General features: G+C 66.7%; 16 protein-coding genes. 10 read left to right on the top strand and 6 right to left on the bottom strand.

Features of this window, described 5'->3' with window-relative positions; translation table 11 throughout:
• Window positions 1–73: 73 nt before the first annotated feature.
• Together AC0QC4_RS13515 and AC0QC4_RS13510 are read left to right on the top strand one after the other, a co-directional pair.
• On the top strand, window positions 74–334 hold the full coding sequence (locus tag AC0QC4_RS13515) for a hypothetical protein (protein ID WP_483660438.1): 261 nt from the start codon (window positions 74–76) through the stop codon (window positions 332–334).
• Window positions 335–418: 84 nt separating this feature from the next.
• Window positions 419–1,210, top strand: a complete 792-nt coding sequence (locus AC0QC4_RS13510) for an AIM24 family protein (RefSeq protein ID WP_483660437.1) — start codon at window positions 419–421, stop codon at window positions 1,208–1,210.
• Between the two features lie 109 nt (window positions 1,211–1,319).
• Here the strand turns inward: AC0QC4_RS13510 and AC0QC4_RS13505 are convergent, their stop codons facing one another.
• A complete protein-coding gene (locus AC0QC4_RS13505; RefSeq protein ID WP_483660436.1) occupies window positions 1,320–3,866 on the bottom strand; it encodes a TonB-dependent receptor in 2,547 nt (848 codons plus the stop codon).
• Between the two features lie 264 nt (window positions 3,867–4,130).
• Between AC0QC4_RS13505 and AC0QC4_RS13500 the strand changes: the two genes are divergently transcribed.
• From AC0QC4_RS13500 to AC0QC4_RS13475, 6 genes are all read left to right on the top strand, one after another.
• Complete coding sequence (locus tag AC0QC4_RS13500) at window positions 4,131–4,802, top strand: GntR family transcriptional regulator (RefSeq protein WP_483660435.1); 672 nt, start codon at window positions 4,131–4,133, stop codon at window positions 4,800–4,802.
• Window positions 4,803–4,853: 51 nt separating this feature from the next.
• Window positions 4,854–5,795, top strand: coding sequence for a hydroxymethylglutaryl-CoA lyase (locus AC0QC4_RS13495; protein WP_483660434.1), 942 nt, complete (start codon window positions 4,854–4,856; stop codon window positions 5,793–5,795).
• 80 nt (window positions 5,796–5,875) lie between these two features.
• Window positions 5,876–7,924 carry a hydantoinase/oxoprolinase family protein gene (locus tag AC0QC4_RS13490; RefSeq protein ID WP_483660433.1) on the top strand — a complete coding sequence of 683 codons (2,049 nt, stop codon included), beginning with the start codon at window positions 5,876–5,878 and terminating at the stop codon, window positions 7,922–7,924.
• A gap of 12 nt (window positions 7,925–7,936) precedes the next feature.
• Window positions 7,937–9,814, top strand: a complete 1,878-nt coding sequence (locus AC0QC4_RS13485) for a hydantoinase B/oxoprolinase family protein (protein WP_483660432.1) — start codon at window positions 7,937–7,939, stop codon at window positions 9,812–9,814.
• Window positions 9,811–10,992 (top strand): CaiB/BaiF CoA transferase family protein, encoded by a 1,182-nt coding sequence (locus tag AC0QC4_RS13480; RefSeq protein ID WP_483660431.1) that lies wholly within the window; start codon window positions 9,811–9,813, stop codon window positions 10,990–10,992. Before AC0QC4_RS13485 ends, AC0QC4_RS13480 begins: the two co-directional genes overlap by 4 nt.
• Entirely contained in the window at window positions 10,992–11,633 is a 642-nt protein-coding gene (locus AC0QC4_RS13475) for an isochorismatase family protein (RefSeq protein WP_483660430.1), read from the top strand. Before AC0QC4_RS13480 ends, AC0QC4_RS13475 begins: the two co-directional genes overlap by 1 nt.
• Before the next feature lie 70 nt (window positions 11,634–11,703).
• Here AC0QC4_RS13475 and AC0QC4_RS13470 read toward each other — a convergent pair whose 3' ends face one another.
• The 3 genes from AC0QC4_RS13470 to AC0QC4_RS13460 are packed head-to-tail and all read right to left on the bottom strand — an operon-like array spanning window position 11,704 to window position 13,993.
• Window positions 11,704–12,378 (bottom strand): spermidine synthase, encoded by a 675-nt coding sequence (locus AC0QC4_RS13470; protein ID WP_483660429.1) that lies wholly within the window; start codon window positions 12,376–12,378, stop codon window positions 11,704–11,706.
• Window positions 12,379–12,381: 3 nt separating this feature from the next.
• A complete protein-coding gene (locus tag AC0QC4_RS13465; protein ID WP_483660428.1) occupies window positions 12,382–13,416 on the bottom strand; it encodes an adenosine deaminase in 1,035 nt (344 codons plus the stop codon).
• Window positions 13,409–13,993: a phosphoribosyltransferase gene (locus tag AC0QC4_RS13460; RefSeq protein ID WP_483660427.1), complete on the bottom strand. Its 585-nt coding sequence runs from the start codon at window positions 13,991–13,993 to the stop codon at window positions 13,409–13,411. Before AC0QC4_RS13460 ends, AC0QC4_RS13465 begins: the two co-directional genes overlap by 8 nt.
• Before the next feature lie 137 nt (window positions 13,994–14,130).
• Between AC0QC4_RS13460 and AC0QC4_RS13455 the strand changes: the two genes are divergently transcribed.
• Window positions 14,131–15,048, top strand: a complete 918-nt coding sequence (locus tag AC0QC4_RS13455; RefSeq protein WP_483660426.1) for a hypothetical protein — start codon at window positions 14,131–14,133, stop codon at window positions 15,046–15,048.
• Window positions 15,045–15,935, top strand: a complete 891-nt coding sequence (locus AC0QC4_RS13450) for a hypothetical protein (RefSeq protein WP_483660425.1) — start codon at window positions 15,045–15,047, stop codon at window positions 15,933–15,935. The genes AC0QC4_RS13455 and AC0QC4_RS13450 overlap by 4 nt, the downstream gene beginning before the upstream one ends.
• Here AC0QC4_RS13450 and AC0QC4_RS13445 read toward each other — a convergent pair.
• Both AC0QC4_RS13445 and AC0QC4_RS13440 read right to left on the bottom strand, forming a co-directional pair.
• On the bottom strand, window positions 15,932–16,927 hold the full coding sequence (locus AC0QC4_RS13445) for an alpha/beta hydrolase (RefSeq protein WP_483660424.1): 996 nt from the start codon (window positions 16,925–16,927) through the stop codon (window positions 15,932–15,934). The genes AC0QC4_RS13450 and AC0QC4_RS13445 overlap by 4 nt on opposite strands.
• Window positions 16,924–18,570, bottom strand: a complete 1,647-nt coding sequence (locus AC0QC4_RS13440; protein WP_483660466.1) for a family 43 glycosylhydrolase — start codon at window positions 18,568–18,570, stop codon at window positions 16,924–16,926. The genes AC0QC4_RS13445 and AC0QC4_RS13440 overlap by 4 nt, the downstream gene beginning before the upstream one ends.
• Window positions 18,571–18,625 lie beyond the last annotated feature (55 nt).

Here is an 18,625-nt window from a genome sequence, read left to right as displayed (position 1 = left end):
ATGGGTTCACGACCTAGACTGCCCCAAAGGCTAAAGGCTGTTTTTTTATGCCCTGCCCGGGGCCTGCACCGGCATGATCAGCGACGCCCCCGACGTAGAGGTCACCTATCGCGCCGGCGGATTCCCGCTCGCCTTCCGCTCGATCTCCTCGGCAGACACCACCCTCATCATCAACGGCCCGGACGGCCGCTGGTATTGTGATGACGACAGCTTCGGTGACGGCGACGCGCAGGTCATTTTCCGCAACCCGCAGAGCGGCACATATGACGTGTGGGTCGGCACCTTCGGCGGCGGCACGGCATCTGCCACCGTTCAGGTGACCGAGACACCGTAACAAATTGCCGCTATCCTCTGGCCCGCCCGGCGCAACGATGCTGGGCGGGCCGCTTTTCCAATTTGCCGCTTCGGAGACAAAAAGATGAACGACGACGTCGATTTCGAGATCAAGGGCCAGGAACTGCAGTTTGTCGAGATCGAGCTCGATCCGGGCGAAAGCGCCGTTGCCGAGGCTGGCGCGATGGTGTGGAAGGATGCGAGCGTCGGCATGACCACCGTGTTCGGCGACGGCAGCGATCAGGGCGGCGGTGGCTTCATGGGCAAGCTGCTCGGCGCCGGCAAGCGGCTGGTCACGGGCGAAAGCCTGTTCACCACCGTCTTCACCCACAATGGCACCGGCAAGGCCCGTGTCGCCTTCTCGGCGCCCGTCCCCGGCGTCATCCTGCCGATCCGGCTGCGCGACGTCGGCGGCACGCTGATTTGCCAGAAGGACAGCTTCCTCGCAGCCGCCAAGGGTGTCGCCATCGGTATCGCCTTCCAGCGCAAGGTGATGACCGGCCTGTTCGGCGGCGAAGGCTTCATCATGCAGAAGCTGGAGGGCGATGGCATGGTGTTCGTGCAGATGGGCGGCACCATTGTCGAACGCACGCTCGGCCCGGGCGAGGAAATCCACATCGATACCGGGTGCCTCGCCGCCTATACCCCCTCGGTCGATTTCGACCTGGTCACGGCTGGCGGCGTCAAGAGCATGATCTTCGGCGGCGAAGGCGTGTTCTTCGCGCGGCTGCGCGGCCCCGGCAAAGTCTGGGTGCAGTCGCTGCCCTTCTCGCGTCTCGCCGGGCGCATGCTAGCAGCAGCCGGCAGCCGTGGCGGCCAGAACCGTGGCGAAGGCTCCGCGCTCGGCCAGCTCGGCGATCTGATCAGCGGCAACTGATATCCTAGCGCCATGGGGCAGAGCGCCTGCGCCCTGCCCCATGCTGCCATCCCCTGCCCGAACCGGCGAGCCCCGCGCGTAACGACTGGCGCGGCGCCAGCCCGCTGCCTCAGAAGTTGAAGCGCGCCTCGGCACCGATCAGACGGCGCGCACCGGGCGACGCGAAGCTGCCGCCGAATTCGATCGCCGGGATGACCTCGTTGAGATAGCGGCGATCGAGCAGATTCTCGGCGAACACGGCCAGGCCCCAGTTTTCCCCTTCGATGCCCACGCGCATGTTGAGCACGCCGAACGCCTCGCGCTCGGCGACATCGTAGCGGGCATTGCCGACGACCGCCGGCAGTGCCAGCGCGGAGATGGGCAACAGGCCGCTGAACAGGGTCGGCGATTCCTGGTTCTGGAAGGTGTGGAACCAGGTCGGGCCGGTAATCCGATAATCGGCGCGCAGCGTGAAATCGAGGCTGTCGTTCATCGGGAAATCGATCTGCGTGCCGAGGTTGATCGTGTAATCGGCGGTGTAGGGCGATTCATTGCCGACCGTGGACGGACGCGAGGCATTGGCCCTGATTTCGCTGTCGGTGACGTTGACCGAACCGAACAACCGCCAGCCCTCGACGATGCGCACGCTGGTGTTGAGCTCGACGCCCTGCACCCGCACCTCGTCGATGTTGGAGACAACGCGCAACAGGCCGAAGCTGCCGACGAAGAATTCGAAGAACTGCATGTCGTCGATGTCGGTGTGATAGGCGGCGAGATCGAAGGTGACGCGGTTGTCGAACAGCGACCCTTTGATGCCGACTTCGAACGCGCTCGACACTTCCTTGTCATACTGGTCGGTGATCAGAACCGTCGATCCGACGAAGGCGTTGTTGGCGGCGATGATCGCGGCCGAGCCCTGGTTGTTGAAGCCGCCGGATTTGAAGCCGATGCCCCAGTTGGCGTAGATGTTGGTGTTCGGCGCGGGCTCCCAGCTCAGCTCGATCTTGGGCTGGAGCTGGCGGTAGGTGGCCGATTGCGGGGTCAGCGCGCCAAAGGCCTGGCCGGGGTTGATCGGTCCGCCGGTGAAGGGGTCTGTCGCCGTCGGCACCCGGCTGCGGCTGCTGCGGTCCTCGATGTCGTAGCGCAGCGCGACGCCGACATCGATGCTGTCCGATACGGCATAATCGAACGAGCCGAACGCGGCATAGACGTTGGTTGTGAAGGCATCGGCCAGCAGCAGCGAAGTCGGGTTGGAACTGCCCGGCGCATTGTACAGCGCGCGGCTGACCCCCTGCCCCAGATCGGCGCCGAGGCTGACGCCGGTGTCGCGGTTGATGTGCAGATAATAGAGACCGGCCTGCCATTGCAGCGGCCCATCCCCCTGCGAGGCGAGCCGGACTTCGCCACTGAAGTCTTCCTGCTCGCGGATCTGCAGCTGGGTGCCGTCGCAGGTGGTCGGCGAATAAGCGCCGAAGGTCGAACCGGTGGCCGGATTGAAGATGAATGGCACCGGGCTGGTTCCGATCGCCCCGGGCGCGTTGACCGGGTAGCGGGCGTTGGCCAGCGTCGATGCCGCGCACTGCGCCACCGCCGCATTGCCGGAGGGCAGCGCCGCGGTGATGTAGCGCGCGAAGTCGGCGCTGGTCCCGTCGGCGGTCAGCTCCTGCTCGACGTTCGAATAGAGCGCCCAGGCGGTCAGCGCCACGCTGCCGAAATCATGGTCGATCTTGATCGAGGCGTCGAAGCTGGTCTGGTCGTTGGTCGGGCGGATGTTGCTGTAATAGCGAAAGCGGTGGTCGTTGACGTCCTCGTAAAAGGCCGGATTGACCCCGGCGAAGGCCGGCACGTGAAACACCGAGTTGAAGTTGATCGACGCGCCCGACAGATCGGCGTAGCGCGCCTTCAGGTCGATCTCGGTATTGTCGCCCAGCTCGGCCATGAAGCGACCGTCGAGCGACCAGACCTCCAGATCGTCCACCACCTTCCGGTCGAGAAACTCGTTGCGATAGAAGCCGTCGGTGGTGTTGTAATAGCCCGACAGCACGAAACCGGCATTCTCCGACACCGGGCCTGACAGGTATGCGGTACCTTCGAAGCTGTTCTCATTGGCGTAGCGCACCGTGCCGCCACCCGTCAGCGTGTCGGAAGGCTCCATCGTCGAGATGACGATGGCACCGGCCGCCGCATTGCGCCCGTAAATCGCGCCCTGGGGCCCTTTCAGGATTTCGATCTGGCGCAGCGTGCCCTGCACCTGGTTGAGCTGGGCGGTGTTGGTCTTGAGGATCCCGTCGACAACCAAAGCCACCGAGCTTTCCGCGTCGCGCGCGCCGTTGATGCCGCGGATGTTGATCTGCGTGTCGCCGGCTTCGGCAGTGCCGGTGACGATGGTGACCCCGGGCGTGAGCTGCGCGAAACCGTCTGCGCTGTTGACCCCGGTGTTGGCGAGCACGTCGGCGGTGATGACAGTGACCGAGGCCGGGACATCGACCAGCCGTTCGCTCTGGCGGCGCGCGGTGACGATGATCTCCTCGTCGCCCTCCTCGGACGCTGCTGCGGTATCGGCGTCCTGCGCCAGCGCGGTCGATGGCAGCGACGCCAGGGCGGCAAGGGCGGCAGCGGACAGCAGGCTGATCTTGGTGGCGCGCATGATGACGAACTCCTGATGCGGCCCGACCATGGTCAGACCGTGTCTCCTGGGGACAGTGGGGCGGTTATTGGCCAGCTCGGCTGGGCGGGCCTGACGGCAATGGCGGGCGGGCTGCCACGGCGACGGCTGTCGGGCATGGCCCCGAAAGACGCAGCAAGGCGGGCCGTGTCGACCCGCCTTGCTTTCGCCCCCGAGAAACCCTCTAAGCCGCCCATCGCCGGAACACCCCCTGTCCTTGCGTTGCCGAGGGTGTATTGTATACAATTGCTCCGCGTCAAGCGGTTTGGAGATGGCATGTCAAAGGCATCGGAACGCGCCTATGCGCAGATCCGCGCGATGATCCTCTCAGGCGAGCTGGCGTCCGGCTCGCAGATCGGTGAAATCCAGCTTGCCGCAACCTGCGGGGTTTCCCGCACGCCGGTGCGCGAGGCGCTCCGCCGGCTGGAGGCGGAGGCGCTGGTCCGCCGCACCGAATCGCAGCGCAGTTTCGTCGCCGACTGGTCGCTCGACGATGTCGAGGACGCGTTCGAGCTGCGCGGGATGCTCGAAGCATTGGCCGCCAAGCGCGCGGCACTGCGCCTTAGCCCGGATCAACTGGCAGAGCTTGCGGCCTGCAACGCTGCCCTCGCAGCGGCCATTGCGCCGCCATCACCAGATATTCCGGCGTTTCTGGAAGCTAACCGCCAGTTTCATGCGATCATTTCCGACGCCGCCAGTTCCCCGCGACTGGCGGCCATGCTGGCCGGGGTGACCGAACAGCCGGTCGTCCTGCGCACCGCCCGCAATTACGACATCGACAATCTCCGCCGATCCTGGCGCGAGCATGATGAACTGCTCGCGGCCTTCAGCGCGCGCGACGGCGAATGGGCCCATGCGGTGATGGTCGCCCACATTCGCCGCGCCTTCCACGCCTATGCCGACGCGCATCGCGGCACATCGCCGGCCTTTGCCGCCGCTGCCGAGTAAGGGCGTCGATGGCCCCTTGATTTTGTATACAATCCTGCAATGCTGAAGGCCATGACCCTGCCCGCACATATCGAGATGGTTGAAGTCGGCCCGCGCGACGGGTTGCAGAATGAGGCGCGCCTGCTGTCGACCGCGGACAAGCTGGCGCTGATCGAGCGGGCCATCGCCGCCGGCAGCCGCCGTATCGAGGTCACCAGTTTCGTCAATCCGGCCAAGGTGCCGCAGATGGCCGACGCGGCCGATGTCTGCGCTGGCCTGCCGCGACGGGACGACGTCACCTACATCGGGCTGGTGCTCAACCGGCGCGGCGCCGAGCGGGCGCTGGAGACCGGCCGCATCGACCAGCTGGGCGCGGTCTGCGTCGCCACAAACAGCTTCGCCATGGCCAACCAGGGCCAGACCAGCGACGAGTCCGTCGCGGTGGCGAGGGGACTGATCCTGCGCGCCCGGGAGGCAGGCAGAACCGGTCAGGCGACGATTGCCGCCAGCTTCGGTTGCCCGTTCGAGGGCGAGGTCGCAGAAGACCGGGTGGTGGCGATGGCCGGGATATTGGCGGAAGCCGATCCCGTCGAAATCGCGCTGGCCGACACCATCGGCGTCGCCGACCCGGCGAAGGTGAGCCGACTGGTCGCCCGAGTGCGGGAGCATATCGCGCCCATCCCCGTGCGCGTGCATTTCCACAACACCCGCGGCACCGGCCTCGCCAACGTCTGGGCGGCGGTACAGGCCGGCGCCAGCACCGTCGATGCCTCGCTCGGCGGCCTCGGCGGCTGTCCGTTCGCGCCGGGCGCCGCGGGCAATGTCGCGACCGAGGATGTCGCCTACATGCTCGAGCGCAGCGGCATCTCTACCGGCCTCGATCTCGACGCGCTGATCGGCGCCAGCCGCTGGCTGGGCGCAAAGATGGACAGAAGAATGCCCGGAATGGTCGGCCACGCCGGCGGCTTTCCGGACGTGAAGCAGAGGGAACGCCTCGAGTCCCGATCGCCCTGATCTGGTCGCAGGGCAGTCGGTTTCGAGGTAATCGGGTGGTGGTCGCCGGTCGGTCCGGCGAGACAATAGGGGAAATACGGATGGCCTATCGTCTGGGTGTCGATGTCGGCGGGACCTTCACCGATCGGCTGCTGTTCGACACGAGCAACGGCGATTTCTGGCGGCACAAGACGCCATCCACCCCGCACGACAGCAGCGAGGGCATACTGACCGGCGTCCAGGCGATCTGCGACAAGGCCGGCATCGCCGCCTGCAATATCGAAACCATCCTGCATGGCACGACGGTCGCCACCAATGCGGTGCTGGAGGGCAAGGGCGCGCGGGTCGGGCTGGTGACGACCGAGGGCTATCGCGACATCATGCAGATTGCCCGCAGCTTCGTCCCCGGCGGGCTGGCGGCATGGATCATCTGGCCCAAGCCGCAACCGCTGGCCGCGCTGGAGGATACCGTCACCGTCAAGGGACGGATGGATTCGGCGGGCAAGGAAGTGCGCGCCCTCGACGAAGCCAGCGCCCGCGCCGCGCTGACCACGCTGAAGACACAGGGCGTCGAAGCGGTCACCGTCAGCCTGATCAACGCTTATGCCAATGGCGCGCATGAGGTCCGCATCGGCGATCTGGCGGCAGAGATATTGCCCGGCGTCCCCGTCAGCCTCAGCCATGAAGTGCTGCCGGAGATGCAGGAATATGAGCGCACCCTGACCACCGTCGCCAACGCGGCGGTGCGCCCGGTGGTCGGCCGCTATGTCGCGAATCTCAAGGACCGGCTGGCCGACCAGCGCTTCACCGGCCACCTGTCCCTGTTGCGCTCCGACGGCGGGCTGATGTCCGCCAGCAAGGCACAGGAGCATCCGGTCAACATCCTGATGTCCGGCCCGGCCGGCGGGGTCACTGGCGCACTGTGGGTGGCGAAGAATGCGGGGCTGAAGAATATCCTGACGCTCGATGTCGGCGGCACCTCCACCGACGTCGCGCTGATCGAGAATCTGGAGCCGCGCCGGCAGCGCACCACTGATGTCGGCCATCTCTCGGTGCGCGCCTCCGCGCTCGACGTGAAGACGGTCGGCGCGGGCGGCGGATCGATCGCCTATGTGCCCGAGCTGACCAAGGCGCTGCGCGTCGGGCCGCAGTCGGCGGGGGCGGTGCCCGGGCCGGTGGCGTACGGCAAGGGCGGCGAGTTGCCGACGGTGACCGACGCCAATGTCGTGCTGGGCTATCTGCCGGAAAACCTGCTCGGCGGCACGTTCCAGCTCGACCGCGAAGGGGCCAAGCGCGCGGTGCAGACCATCGCCGATGCGCTGGGCATCGACCTGATGGCGGCGGCGCGCGGCATCATCGACATCGTCAACGAGAATATGTTTGGCGCATTGCGGATGATCTCGGTCCAGCAGGGCTATGATCCGCGCCATTTCGCGCTGATGGGTTTCGGCGGCGCGGGGCCGCTGCACGTCAATGCGGTCGCGCGGCTGATGGGCAGCTGGCCGGCCGTCTCGCCGGTCTCCCCCGGCGTGCTGTGCGCGCTGGGCGACGCGACGACGCGGATGCGCACCGAAAGCGCGCGCAGCTTCTCGCGCCTCGCCTCGACCGCCGAAGCCGGGGAATTGCAGGCGATCCTGAGCGACATGGCGGATCAGACCCGCGCCGAGCTGGTGTCCGACGGGGTGCCCGATGTCGAGATCGAGATCAGCTTCGAGGTCGATATCCGTTATGCCGGACAAGCGTTCGAGGTGCCGCTGACCATCACCCCGGACGTGCTGGCGCGTGACGGGGTGCAGGGCCTGCTCGACCGCTTCGATACCGAGCATGAGCGGCTGTTCACCTTCACCATGGATACGCCGCACGAAATCGTGAACCTGCGCGCCGTCGCCGTGGGCCGCGCGCTCGATCTGCCCGCGCAGGAACTGCCCAGGGGTGACGGCAATCCCGTCGCCGCCAAGATCCGCGACCACAGCCTGTGGATGGACGGGCGCGAGCAGGCGGCGGTGATCTACGACCGGTCGAAACTGCGACAGGGAGACATCATCCCCGGCCCGGCCATCGTCATCGAGATGGATTCGACGACGCTGATCGAAAGCGGCTGCGTCGGCACGGTCGATGCCGTCGGCAACATCCTGATCAACCTGGCCTGAGGAGGACGAGACATGCCTGCCACTATCGTCCAGACCAACTCCACCCCCTTCACCCGCGTTGCCATCGATCCGGTGACGCTCGACATCATCGAAAATGCGCTGCGCAACGCCCGTATCGAGATGGATGCGACGCTGGTGCGGACCGCCATGTCGCCCGGCATCCGCGAACAGGGCGATGCCTTTCCGCTGATCGCCGACCATGAGGGGCGGATGATCGTCGGCCAGTTCGGCAGCTTCATCGGCGGCTTTCTGAAAGGCTATCAGGGCACGCTGGAGGACGGGGACATGATCTTCCTGTCCGATCCCTATTCGGTCGAGGGTGCGATTTCCCACAGCAACGACTGGCTGGTGCTGCTGCCGGTGTTCAAGGAAGGGCGGCTGATCGCCTATACCGCAATGTTCGGGCACCAGAGCGATATCGGCGGCCGCGTGGTCGGGTCGATGCCGATCTCGGCGCGCTCGATCTTCGAGGAAGGCGTGCGCATCCCGCCGGTGAAGATCTGGAAGAAGGGCGAGTATAACGAAGACCTGATGAAGCTGGTCATGCACCAGACTCGCAAGCCCGACTGGTGCCAGGCCGATCTCAACGCGCTGATCGCCAGTTGCCGGGTCGCGGCACGCCGCGTCATCGAGATGGCGGAACGGTTCGGCGACGACGTCTATGTTTCGGCCACGCAGGAATTGCTGGCACGCAACCATCGCGCGATGAAGCAGTTGATCGGCATGGCGATCGGCGAGGAACCGGTCAGCTTCGAGGATTATATCTGCGACGACGGCGTCGGCTATGGCCCCTACAAGATCAAATGCACCATGTGGCGCGAGGGCGACACGGTGGTGCTCGATTTCACCGGAACCGACCCGCAGAGCCAAGCCTCGATCAACTTCTACTTGAACGAAAACATGTTCAAGATGTTCTTCGGCATCTACATGATCATGGTGTTCGATCCGCAGATATTGTTCAACGACGGCTTCTACGATCTGATCGACGTGCGCATCCCCGAAGGATCGCTGCTCAAACCGAAATTCCCCGCAGCCCTGTCGGGTCGCACCCATGCGCTCGGGCGGATTTTCGACATATTGGGCGGATTGCTGGGGCAGAAGACCCCGGAATTCCTCAACGCCGCCGGTTTCAGCTCCAGCCCGCACCTGTTCTATTCGGGCTATGACGCGAAGGGCGAATGGTTCCAGTTGTTCCAGATCGGCTTCGGCGGCATTCCCGGTCGGCCGATGGGCGACGGGCCGGACGGGCACTCGCTGTGGCCGGGCTTCACCAACGTCCCCAACGAGTTTCTGGAGCGCTATTTCCCGCTGATCATCGAACGTTACGAGACCGCGCCCGACAGCGGCGGTGCAGGGTTGCACCGCGGCGGCAACGGCATCCACATGACCTACCGGTTCCTGAGCGCCGGCACGATCTCCATCCATGACGACCGCTGGTTCGTGCCGCCGTGGGGCGTCAATGGCGGCCATCCCGGCAAGCGCGCGCGCAAGATCCTCGAGAAAGCGGACGGCAGCCGGACCATCGTCGGCAACAAGGTGGAGGATGTCGAGGTGGAGGCGGGCGACCAGCTCCACTTCATCACCTGGGGTGGCGGCGGCTGGGGCGATCCGCTGGAGCGCGACCCGGCGCTGGTCGGCAAGGAGATCGTGCAGGGGCTGGTGACAGTCGAGGGCGCGCGCGCCTATGGCGTGGTGGCGGCCGCCGACGGCACGGTCGACGGGCCCGCGACCGAGGCACTCCGCGCGGACATCCGTGCCTCCCGCCCCGCACTGCCGCTGTTCGACTATGGCCCCGGGATCGACGCCCTGCGCGCCAGCTGCGAAGCCGAGACCGGCCTGCCGGCGCCGCGCCAGCCGGTCTGGACAACGCTCAGGGAGGCCGCCGAATGAGCGCGCTTCACGGGATCAGGGTCGTCGAAATGGGCCAGCTTCTCGCTGGGCCCTTCTGCGGTCAGCTGCTCGGCGACATGGGTGCCGACGTCGTCAAGATCGAGCCGCCGGGCGCGGGCGATCCGATGCGCAACTGGGGCCAGGGCGAAGAGAAGGTGCAGTGGGAAGTGATCGCACGCAACAAGCGCTCGGTCACCTGCAATCTGCGCGTGCCCGAAGGTCAGGCACTCGCCAAGCGGCTGATTGCCGAAGCCGATGTGCTGATCGAGAATTTCAAGCCCGGCACGCTGGAACGCTGGGGCCTTTCGCCTGCTGAGCTCCATGCGGTGAACCCCGGCCTCATCATCGCGCGCATGTCGGGTTACGGGCAGGACGGGCCCTATTCCGACCGGGCGGGCTTCGGCGGGATCGGCGAGGCGATGGGCGGCTGGCGCTACATCGTCGGCGAGCCCGACCGTCCGCCGAGCCGCATGGGCATTTCCATCGGGGATACGCTGTGCGCCACCTATGGCTGCATGGGCGTGCTTGCGGCGCTCCACCACCGCGAGAAAACCGGCGAGGGGCAGGTGGTCGATTCCGCGCTTTACGAGGCGGTGTTGCAGGTGATGGAGGGCCTCGTGCCCGAATATGACCGCAACGGCGTGATCCGCGAACGCTCGGGCTCGGTGCTCAAGGGCATCGCGCCCTCCAACGTCTATACCTGCAAGGACGGCAGCTACATGATCGGCGGCAATGGCGATGCGATCTTCGCAAGGCTTTGCCAGGCGATGGGGCGACCCGAACTGGCGAGCGACGAGCGCTATTCGACCCACATCGCGCGCGGTATCCATCAGGATGAGCTCGACGCACTGGTCAATGCATGGACCGGCACGTTGACGGTGGATGAGGTCGATGCGCTGATGACCGAATATTCGATTCCCGCAGGGCGCGTCTATCGCGCGCCGGAAATGCTCGCCGATCCGCACTTCCAGGCGCGTCAGGCGATCGTCGAGGTCGAGACGCAGAGCCGCGGGCGCATCAAGATGCAGAACGCCTTCCCGAAGCTCTCCAAAACCCCCAGCGCCATCCGCCGACCCGCGCCCGCCACGCCCGGGCAGGACAATGCCGAGGTGTTTGCGGAACGGCTCGGGCTGGATGCGGCGGAGCTGGAGCGGCTGGCGGCGGCGGGGATAATCTGATGGGTGGCCCCCCGGCAGCCGACAATTATGCGGGGGTGTACGAAGGGCGGCTTCAGCCGGGCAGCAGGCCTGCCCTGCTGATCGTCGATGTCGTGATGGCCTATCTCACGGAGGGCTCGGCGCTGTTCATGGAAACCGCTGCGGCGGCGCGTGACAGCATTGTCCGGCTCGCCGAAGCGGCGCGTGCGGCCGGGGCACCGGTGGTGTTCACCAACGTGCAGTACAAGCCCGATGGCTCGGACGGCGGCGTGTTTTACCGCAAGGCGCCCGTGCTCAAGATGTTCGTGGAAGGATCGCCGCTCGGTGCCTTTCTGGAGGGGCTGACTCCGCGCGAAGGCGAGCGGGTGTTCACCAAGCAATATCCCAGCGCCTTCTTCGGCACCGGCCTTGCCGAGGCGCTCCACGCGACAAGCATCGATACCCTGCTGATCACCGGCTATTCCACCTCCGGCTGCGTGCGCGCCTCCGCGCTCGATGCGATGCAATACGGCTTCGTGCCGCTGGTGGTGCGCGAGGCCTGCGCCGACCGCCACCCGGCCCCGCACGAGGCGAATCTGTTCGACCTGCAGGCCAAATATGCCGAAGTGATCGGGGAAGCGGAGGCGCTGGCTTACATCCGGAACACGTCACCCCGGACTTGATCCGGGGTCGCTGGCACCGGTGCGCGACGTCGATAGCCGCCCCGGATCAAGTCCGGGGCGACGGGGAGCGTCAACCGCCCTTCCGGCCGAACCAGATGACATGCATCGGCCCCTTGCCGTTGCTGCGCGCGCGCACGCCGACTTCTTCGACCGCGAACCCTGCGCCGGCGAACCGCTTGGCAAACAGCTTGTCCGGCCCTGCCGACCAGACCGCGAGGATTCCGCCGGGCTTCAGCGCCGCCCGCGCGACCGCGAGGCCGCGGGGCGAATAGAGGCCGTCATTGCCTTCGCGGCTGAGGCCATCGGGACCATTGTCGACATCGAGCAGGATCGCGTCAAAACGCGCCGGCGCGGCAGCGATGACTTGTGCGACATCGCCCATGACCAGCTCGACGCGGCGGTCTTCGAGGCAACCTGCCATCAACTCGACCATCGGCCCTCGCGCCCACTCGATGATCTCCGGCACGATTTCCGATACCGTCACCCGCGCATCACCGCCCAACGCCTTGAGCGCCGCACGCAGCGTGAAGCCCATGCCATAGCCGCCGATCAGGATGTGCGGCGCCGGTCGCCCGGCAAGCCGCTCGACGCTCATCACCGCCAGCGCTTCCTCCGAACCGGCCATGCGGCTGCTCATCAGCTCGTTGCGCTCGAGGCAGATCATGTGATCGCCGCCGCGCCGATACAGCATCAGCTCTGCCCCGCCCGGCACGCGGGCGGTTGCGATCAGTTCACGCGGAACCATGGTTCAATGCGCCATGGCGTAAGCGTCGATGGCGGCAAGATGAGGCGCGCGTTCGGCGTCGGACAGGAAGGAGCCGGTGAAGCTGTTGCGCGCGAGACGCAGCAGGTCGTCCTTCGACAGGTCCAGCGCGTCTGCGACCCCGATGAAATTGGCATTCACATATCCGCCAAAATAGGCGGGATCGTCCGAATTGACCGTGGCGAGCAGCCCGGCGTCGAGCATCGTCTTGAGCGGGTGATGGGCGAGATCGTCGACCACGCACAGCTTGTGGTTGGAAAGCGGGCACACCGTCAGGCACATCTGCTCCGTCGCCAGCCGGCCGACCAGCGCGCTGTCCTCAAGGCTGCGATTGCCATGATCGATGCGGTCGACGTGCAGCACGTCCAGCGCCTCATGCACATAGGCGGGCGGGCCTTCCTCCCCGGCGTGCGCGACGAGTTTCAGCCCCAGTGCGCGGGCGCGGGCAAAGACGCGGGCGAATTTGGACGGCGGGTGGCCGACTTCGGATGAATCGAGGCCGACCCCGTCGATGCGGCCAAGCCAGGGCAGCGCCTCATCGAGCGTCGCTTCCGCCGCTTCTTCCGACAGGTGGCGCAGGAAGCACATGATGAGTTTGGAACTGATGCCATGTTGCGCCTGCGCCTCGTCCAGCGCGCGGGTGATGCCACCGATCACCGTAGCGAACGGCACGCCGCGCTCGGTATGGCCCTGCGGATCGAAGAAAATCTCGACATGGCGCACGCCATCCGCATGGACGCGCGCGATATAGGCGGCGGTCAGGTCATGGAAATCCTGCTCGGTAAGCAATACCGCCATCCCCTGATAATAGATGTCGAGGAAATCCTGCAGATTGGAGAAGGCATAGGCCGCGCGCACCTCCTCCACGCTGGCGAAGGGAATGGTGACGCCGTTGCGCTGCGCCAGCGCGAACATCAGTTCGGGCTCCAGCGAACCTTCGATGTGCAGATGCAGCTCCGCCTTGGGCAGGCCGGCGATAAAGGCGGCGCGATCCGCCGACGATGCAAAACCCTCAGCCATTGGTCTGCTCCTTGTCACCGGTACCGTCGCGCAGGATCACTGCGGCCTCGGGCTTGTTACGGCGGATTTCCTCGATGCTCAGCCCGTCTATCTCGTGCGGGAAGATCAGCCATTGCTCGGTCGAGTGGACGAAATAGTCGGGCTGCAAATCGGTCTTGTTGCGTCCCGGCTTCCAGTAGACGGTGGCAATGCGGATGTCGCGCGGCATGTTGTTGCGGCACCGCGCCTTCAGCTCGGCGATGAAGGCACGGATGCTGCGCCCGCTGTCAAACACATCGTCGATGATCAGCAGCCGGTCTTCCGGATTGAGCGTATCGACCAGATAGCCGAGCGCGAAGACGCGCACTTCCGCCTGCTTGTCGATCCCCTCGTAGGACGAGGTGCGGATCGAGATATGGTCGCAGTGCACCCCGTAATAATCGAGCAATTCCTGCACCGCGATGCCGACCGGCGCGCCCCCGCGCCAGATGCCGACGAGATGCGTCGGCCTGAAACCGCTATCGAGCACCTGGATGCCGAGGCGGAAGCTGTCTTCAAGCAGCTGGTTTGCAGAGAGGTAGATCTTGTCGTCGGCCATGGCCTGCATTTCGCCGCAGTGGCCGCAGGACTCAAGCGCTTTCGCGGCATCGCACAGCTAAAAGCCAACCGCGCGCCCACCTGACCATCGCCGCCAAGCATGGCGCGCTGCCGCAATTTCGCTTAGGCGCTGGGCGCATGCAGGGTGCCACCGACCATCAGCCCACGCCCAGAGGGGTCGCATCCGGCACAACCGGTAGTGCCCCATCCATCATCGTCGAGGCCTTCGGCCTCCGCTTTGCTAGCGATCGCGCCATCCCCGGCGCCAGAATCGCGGACGCCGACGCGCAAGGTGCAGCGCTGACCATCACCGCAGGCGAGGCGCGGCTGGACGATGCCGGCATCGTTGCTGATCCCTATCGTTACCGCCCGCCATCGGCCGATGCCGACGCTGCCCTGCTGTTCACGCCGCCGGGTGTCGCAAATTATCTGTGCCAGCCCGACCAGGGCATCCTGATCTCCCCGGACCCGGCCGCCGACGAGGTCGATGTGAGCGCGCTATTGGTCGCCACCGCCCTGCCCGCGCTGATGTGGACGCGTGGCGGGTACATGCTGCATGCCAGCGCCTTCATCGCCATGGGCCAGACCGAGGCCATTGCCCTCTCGGCCCCCAGCGGCGCCGGCAAGTCGACGTTGCTGGCCGAAGCGCTCGGCCGCGGGGCGCAACTGCTCGCTGACGATTCGCTGTGCCTCGATGCAGACGGCGCGACGCTGCTCGGTTGCGGTCTGCCCGGCGGCTATTTCACTCGTGACCGCCGCTTCGTGTCGGTCGCCAGCGACAAGCAGTGCGGTGCGGCCCCGCTCGGCACGCTGGTCATCCTCGACCGCGACCCGGCCCATCTGCCCGGCATAGCCCCGCTGACCGGCGTGGCGGCGCTGGAGGCGCTGCTCAAGGCCAGGCATCGCCCCAGGGTGCCGGCGCTGGTCGCCGATCGCGCGCAGAGCCTCGCCAGCGCCGCCCGGATCGCCAGCCGCCTGCGCATTCTGAAGCTGTCCACCGGTCCGCTCGACGCTGCCGCCACGCTCAACCTTCTGTATCGGGAGCTGGCGCTGTGATCGGGGATGCCCACCATCACCGTGCCTTTGGCCTCAGCTGGCGGTCGGACATCGCCCTTCCTTATTTTGCTGCGGACCCTGCTCCGACAGAGCAGCCGGACATCGACGTTCGCCGCCGCGACGCCGCCCCGCCCAGACCGGGTGCGCTGCGCTGGTTCCGGCGCAGCACCATCCACGCCGACGGCATCCGCTTCAACCGGGACGGCGCGATGCTGGCCGACATCGTCGATGGTCGGGAGATAGTCTATGTGCCCGGCCCGGACTGGAACGGCGCGATGCCCACGGTCTTCTATTCGACCATCGCCGCGCTGACTCTCGCCTGGCGCGGCGCGCTGCCGCTCCATGCCAGCGCGGTCGAGGTGGACGGCGCCGCGGTGCTGATCTGCGGCGCCACCGGCGCAGGCAAGTCGACCCTCGCCGCCGCGATGGTCGCAGCGGGAGCAGCGTTCGTTGCCGACGATCTTTGCGTCGCCTGGCCGCATGGCGCGGATGGGTCTGCACGCCTCGCCCCCGGCCGGCCGGGCATGCGCCTGCACGCGACGACCGCCACCTGGCTGCCCACACGCTCGATTGCCCCCGATCTGCGCGACGACCGCGGCAAATGGCTGGCCGAACCCGCGCATCGGACGCAAGCCGCCGGCCTGCCCGTCGCCGCGATTTTGCTCCCCGGGTTAACCGCAGGCGGGGCGGCAGACCCGGTTGCCGCACTGACCCCACATCTGTTCCGCCCGCATTGGCTCGCCGCGCTGCCCGGAGGCGCGCAAAGGCAGGAATTGCTCGAGGCGCTGGCCACCGCGCCACTGCACCCGCTGCCGCCGGTGCAGATCGCGTCGCGGGCCGATTTCGAGCGTCTCGGCCTTGCCACGCTCGATCTTCTGACCGCTTAACCGAGGCCTACTGTCCGCGCCCAGGCGCGAAACAGCTCGGGCCAGACCTCGACCGGCTTGCCCGCCGCCCGGCGCAAGCCGAAGCCATGCCCGCCGCTTGCAAACAAATGGGTTTCGACCGCCACGCCACGCGCCTTCAAGGCCGCCCGCAGCAGCAAGGCATTGTCGACCGGGACGACATCGTCGTCTTCGGCGTGGAGGATGAAGTGCGGCGGCGCGTTGGCAGGAACGGCGAGGTCGGGCGAGTGCGCCGCCTCCTGTGCTGGCGAGGGCGCCTCGCCCAGCAGCTGGCGTCGCGACCCCGGATGGGCATGCGGGGCACGCATGCTGATCACCGGATAGATGGGCGCGGCGCAGAATGGCCGGGCCGACAGGCTGTCGATGGCATCGATCGGCGTCCCGATGCGATGATCGAACCGGGCGGCAAGATCGGCGCAGACATGCCCGCCGGCGGAAAAACCCATCGCTGCCACCCGCGCCGGATCGACAGCAAAGTCACGCGCCCGCGCGCGGATGACCCGCATCGCCCGCTGCGCATCGGCCAGCGCCACATCCGGTCCCGCCGCCCAGCCTTCTCCCGGCAGGCGATAGAAGAGCACGAACACGGTGAACCCCCGCGCGCTCAGCCAGCGGGCAATTTCATAACCTTCCTTGTCGATGACGACCCATCGATAGCCGCCGCCCGGCGTGACCAGCACGGCGGCGCCATTGGGCCGGTCGGGCCGGAACACCGTCATGCGCGGGCGGGCTATGCCGAACACCGCGCGGTCGGTGATCTGCGGGTCGGTGGAGCGTTCGGTGACCGTTTCGACCAGCGGCGTCGCGGGCGCGCCCGGCGCACGGTCAGGCCACAGATCGATGGTCTCGGCGGGTTCGGGCAGGCCGGGGGGCAGTGCGCCGCCAGTCGCGGGCGGCGGGGTCTGCGCGGCAGCGCGGGCGGCGAGCCCTGCCAATGCTGCACCCGCGATCATTGTCCGGCGATCGACGCTCATAGCGCCTCGTACCGGAAATCGCGAAAGCGTGCCTCGCCTTCGCCCGCAGCATAAAGCGCCGGTCGCAGCGACAGGAAATCATAGGCGACATTATGATGATAGCCGCTGACCTCCATCTGCACGTCGAACTTCCGCCACTCGGCATCGCCTTCCTCACGCGTATGGATGGTCAGGATATTCTCCTCGTTGGTCAGGCGGATGGTGAGCCGGCGGGGCGGTGCCGCCATGCCCGGCGGCAGGCCGCGCGCGCGTTGCAGGCCATAGCGATGCATCACCAGCCCGCCCGGTCCGATGCCGAGCCCGGCATAGAGGCGCCGGTTGTAGAACAGCAGCAAGCCCGCCTCCGCCCTGCCGCTTATCTCTATGTCGCAGGTCACGCGATAGCTCTGGTCTCCGGCAATGACGCACAGCGGTGAGCAATCGGCGGGCGATCCGCCCTTGCCCGCCACCACCAGTGCCCCGCCCTCGCGCCGCACCCGCGCGCGCTCGTCCGCACCCGGATCGTAGAAGGCCCAGGTCTCACCGAACCGGTCGGTCGAGAAATCATCGGACAGCGCCATGCCGTGCGGCTGCGCGCCCAGCTCCAGCGGCTTGGCCAGCGGCGCGGACAAGTCGCCGCCCTGCGGCCTCAGCCAGCCGTCCCCGGTCCATTCCACCGGCTCGAGCAGCGTCTGGCGGCCCAGCGTCCAATAGCCATTCTCATAGCCATGGTAGATCATCCACCAGCGCCCGTCCGGCCCCTCGAACGGCGTCGCATGGCCGCGCGACCACCATTTCTCGCGCGCACTCTGCGTGCGGATCTGCGGATTGTTCGGCGCATCCTCCCACGGCCCGGCGAGGGTGCGGCTGCGCGCCATGATCACCATGTGCCCGATCGGCGGCCCGGCGGTCCCGCCCACCGCCGTCGTCATATACCACCACGCACCGCGCCGCATGATCTTCGGCCCCTCGGGCGCGAAGGTCTCGACCACCCATTCCTCCGGATACCGCCACGGGTCGTAGACATGCTCGACCGGCCCTGCCGTCGAGAGGCCGTCGGTGCTGAGGCGGACCCGGTCTCCGCCGGACAGGAACAGCCAGCGCGTGCCATCGCTGTCGGCGACATGGCATGGATCGATATGCGCATTGAGATGCAGGTCGACCGGCTCCGACCATGGCCCGTCGATATGCTCGGCGTGGATGACGTAAATCGAACGGTAGCTCGGCGTGCGCGCCGGAATATAGCAATAGAAGCGGCCGTCGTGCCAGGTCAGGTCGGGTGCCCAGACCGATCCTATCGGGGTGGTGAGCGCGGCCTTGCGCGGCGTCCAGTTGACCAGATCGCGGCTGTGCCAGATCAGCAGGCCCGGATAGGCATCGAAGCTCGAGAAGGTGAGGAAATAGTCGTCTCCGCGCCGCAGGATCGATGGATCGGGTCGATCGCCGGCCAGGATGGGATTGAGAAAACGCCCATCGCCAAGGTCGGCCCGCCGCTGCCCCTCGATGCCACGCGGCCAGACCATGTCGCCATGCGGATCGAGCGAGGATGTCGCGCGGGAGCCTTGGGCGAAGGCCGGGGTGCCGACGAGCAGGCCAAGGCCGGCGGCGGGAACGCTCCCGAGGATGTCGCGTCGGTCGAAGTCCACAAATCGAAACTCCAACATCGTCATTGCGAGCGCAGCAAAGCAATCCAGTGCGGTGTAGCGCTGCCCTGGATTG

It is taken from the genome of Sphingomonas sp. jy18 (assembly GCF_056931895.1).
Note: the sequence above shows the minus strand (reverse complement) of the source record. Positions and strands in the feature narration are given on the sequence as shown.

Bases quoted from the DNA above. Each gene is read 5' to 3' on its own strand.
- AC0QC4_RS13515 (WP_483660438.1), top strand. From the start codon at position 74: ATGATCAGCGACGCCCCCGACGTAGAGGTCACCTATCGCGCCGGCGGA.
- AC0QC4_RS13510 (WP_483660437.1), top strand. From the start codon at position 419: ATGAACGACGACGTCGATTTCGAGATCAAGGGCCAGGAACTGCAGTTT.
- AC0QC4_RS13505 (WP_483660436.1), bottom strand. From the start codon at position 3,866: ATGGTCGGGCCGCATCAGGAGTTCGTCATCATGCGCGCCACCAAGATC.
- AC0QC4_RS13500 (WP_483660435.1), top strand. From the start codon at position 4,131: ATGTCAAAGGCATCGGAACGCGCCTATGCGCAGATCCGCGCGATGATC.
- AC0QC4_RS13495 (WP_483660434.1), top strand. From the start codon at position 4,854: ATGACCCTGCCCGCACATATCGAGATGGTTGAAGTCGGCCCGCGCGAC.
- AC0QC4_RS13490 (WP_483660433.1), top strand. From the start codon at position 5,876: ATGGCCTATCGTCTGGGTGTCGATGTCGGCGGGACCTTCACCGATCGG.
- AC0QC4_RS13485 (WP_483660432.1), top strand. From the start codon at position 7,937: ATGCCTGCCACTATCGTCCAGACCAACTCCACCCCCTTCACCCGCGTT.
- AC0QC4_RS13480 (WP_483660431.1), top strand. From the start codon at position 9,811: ATGAGCGCGCTTCACGGGATCAGGGTCGTCGAAATGGGCCAGCTTCTC.
- AC0QC4_RS13475 (WP_483660430.1), top strand. From the start codon at position 10,992: ATGGGTGGCCCCCCGGCAGCCGACAATTATGCGGGGGTGTACGAAGGG.
- AC0QC4_RS13470 (WP_483660429.1), bottom strand. From the start codon at position 12,378: ATGGTTCCGCGTGAACTGATCGCAACCGCCCGCGTGCCGGGCGGGGCA.
- AC0QC4_RS13465 (WP_483660428.1), bottom strand. From the start codon at position 13,416: ATGGCTGAGGGTTTTGCATCGTCGGCGGATCGCGCCGCCTTTATCGCC.
- AC0QC4_RS13460 (WP_483660427.1), bottom strand. From the start codon at position 13,993: ATGGCCGACGACAAGATCTACCTCTCTGCAAACCAGCTGCTTGAAGAC.
- AC0QC4_RS13455 (WP_483660426.1), top strand. From the start codon at position 14,131: ATGCAGGGTGCCACCGACCATCAGCCCACGCCCAGAGGGGTCGCATCC.
- AC0QC4_RS13445 (WP_483660424.1), bottom strand. From the start codon at position 16,927: ATGAGCGTCGATCGCCGGACAATGATCGCGGGTGCAGCATTGGCAGGG.
- AC0QC4_RS13440 (WP_483660466.1), bottom strand. From the start codon at position 18,570: ATGTTGGAGTTTCGATTTGTGGACTTCGACCGACGCGACATCCTCGGG.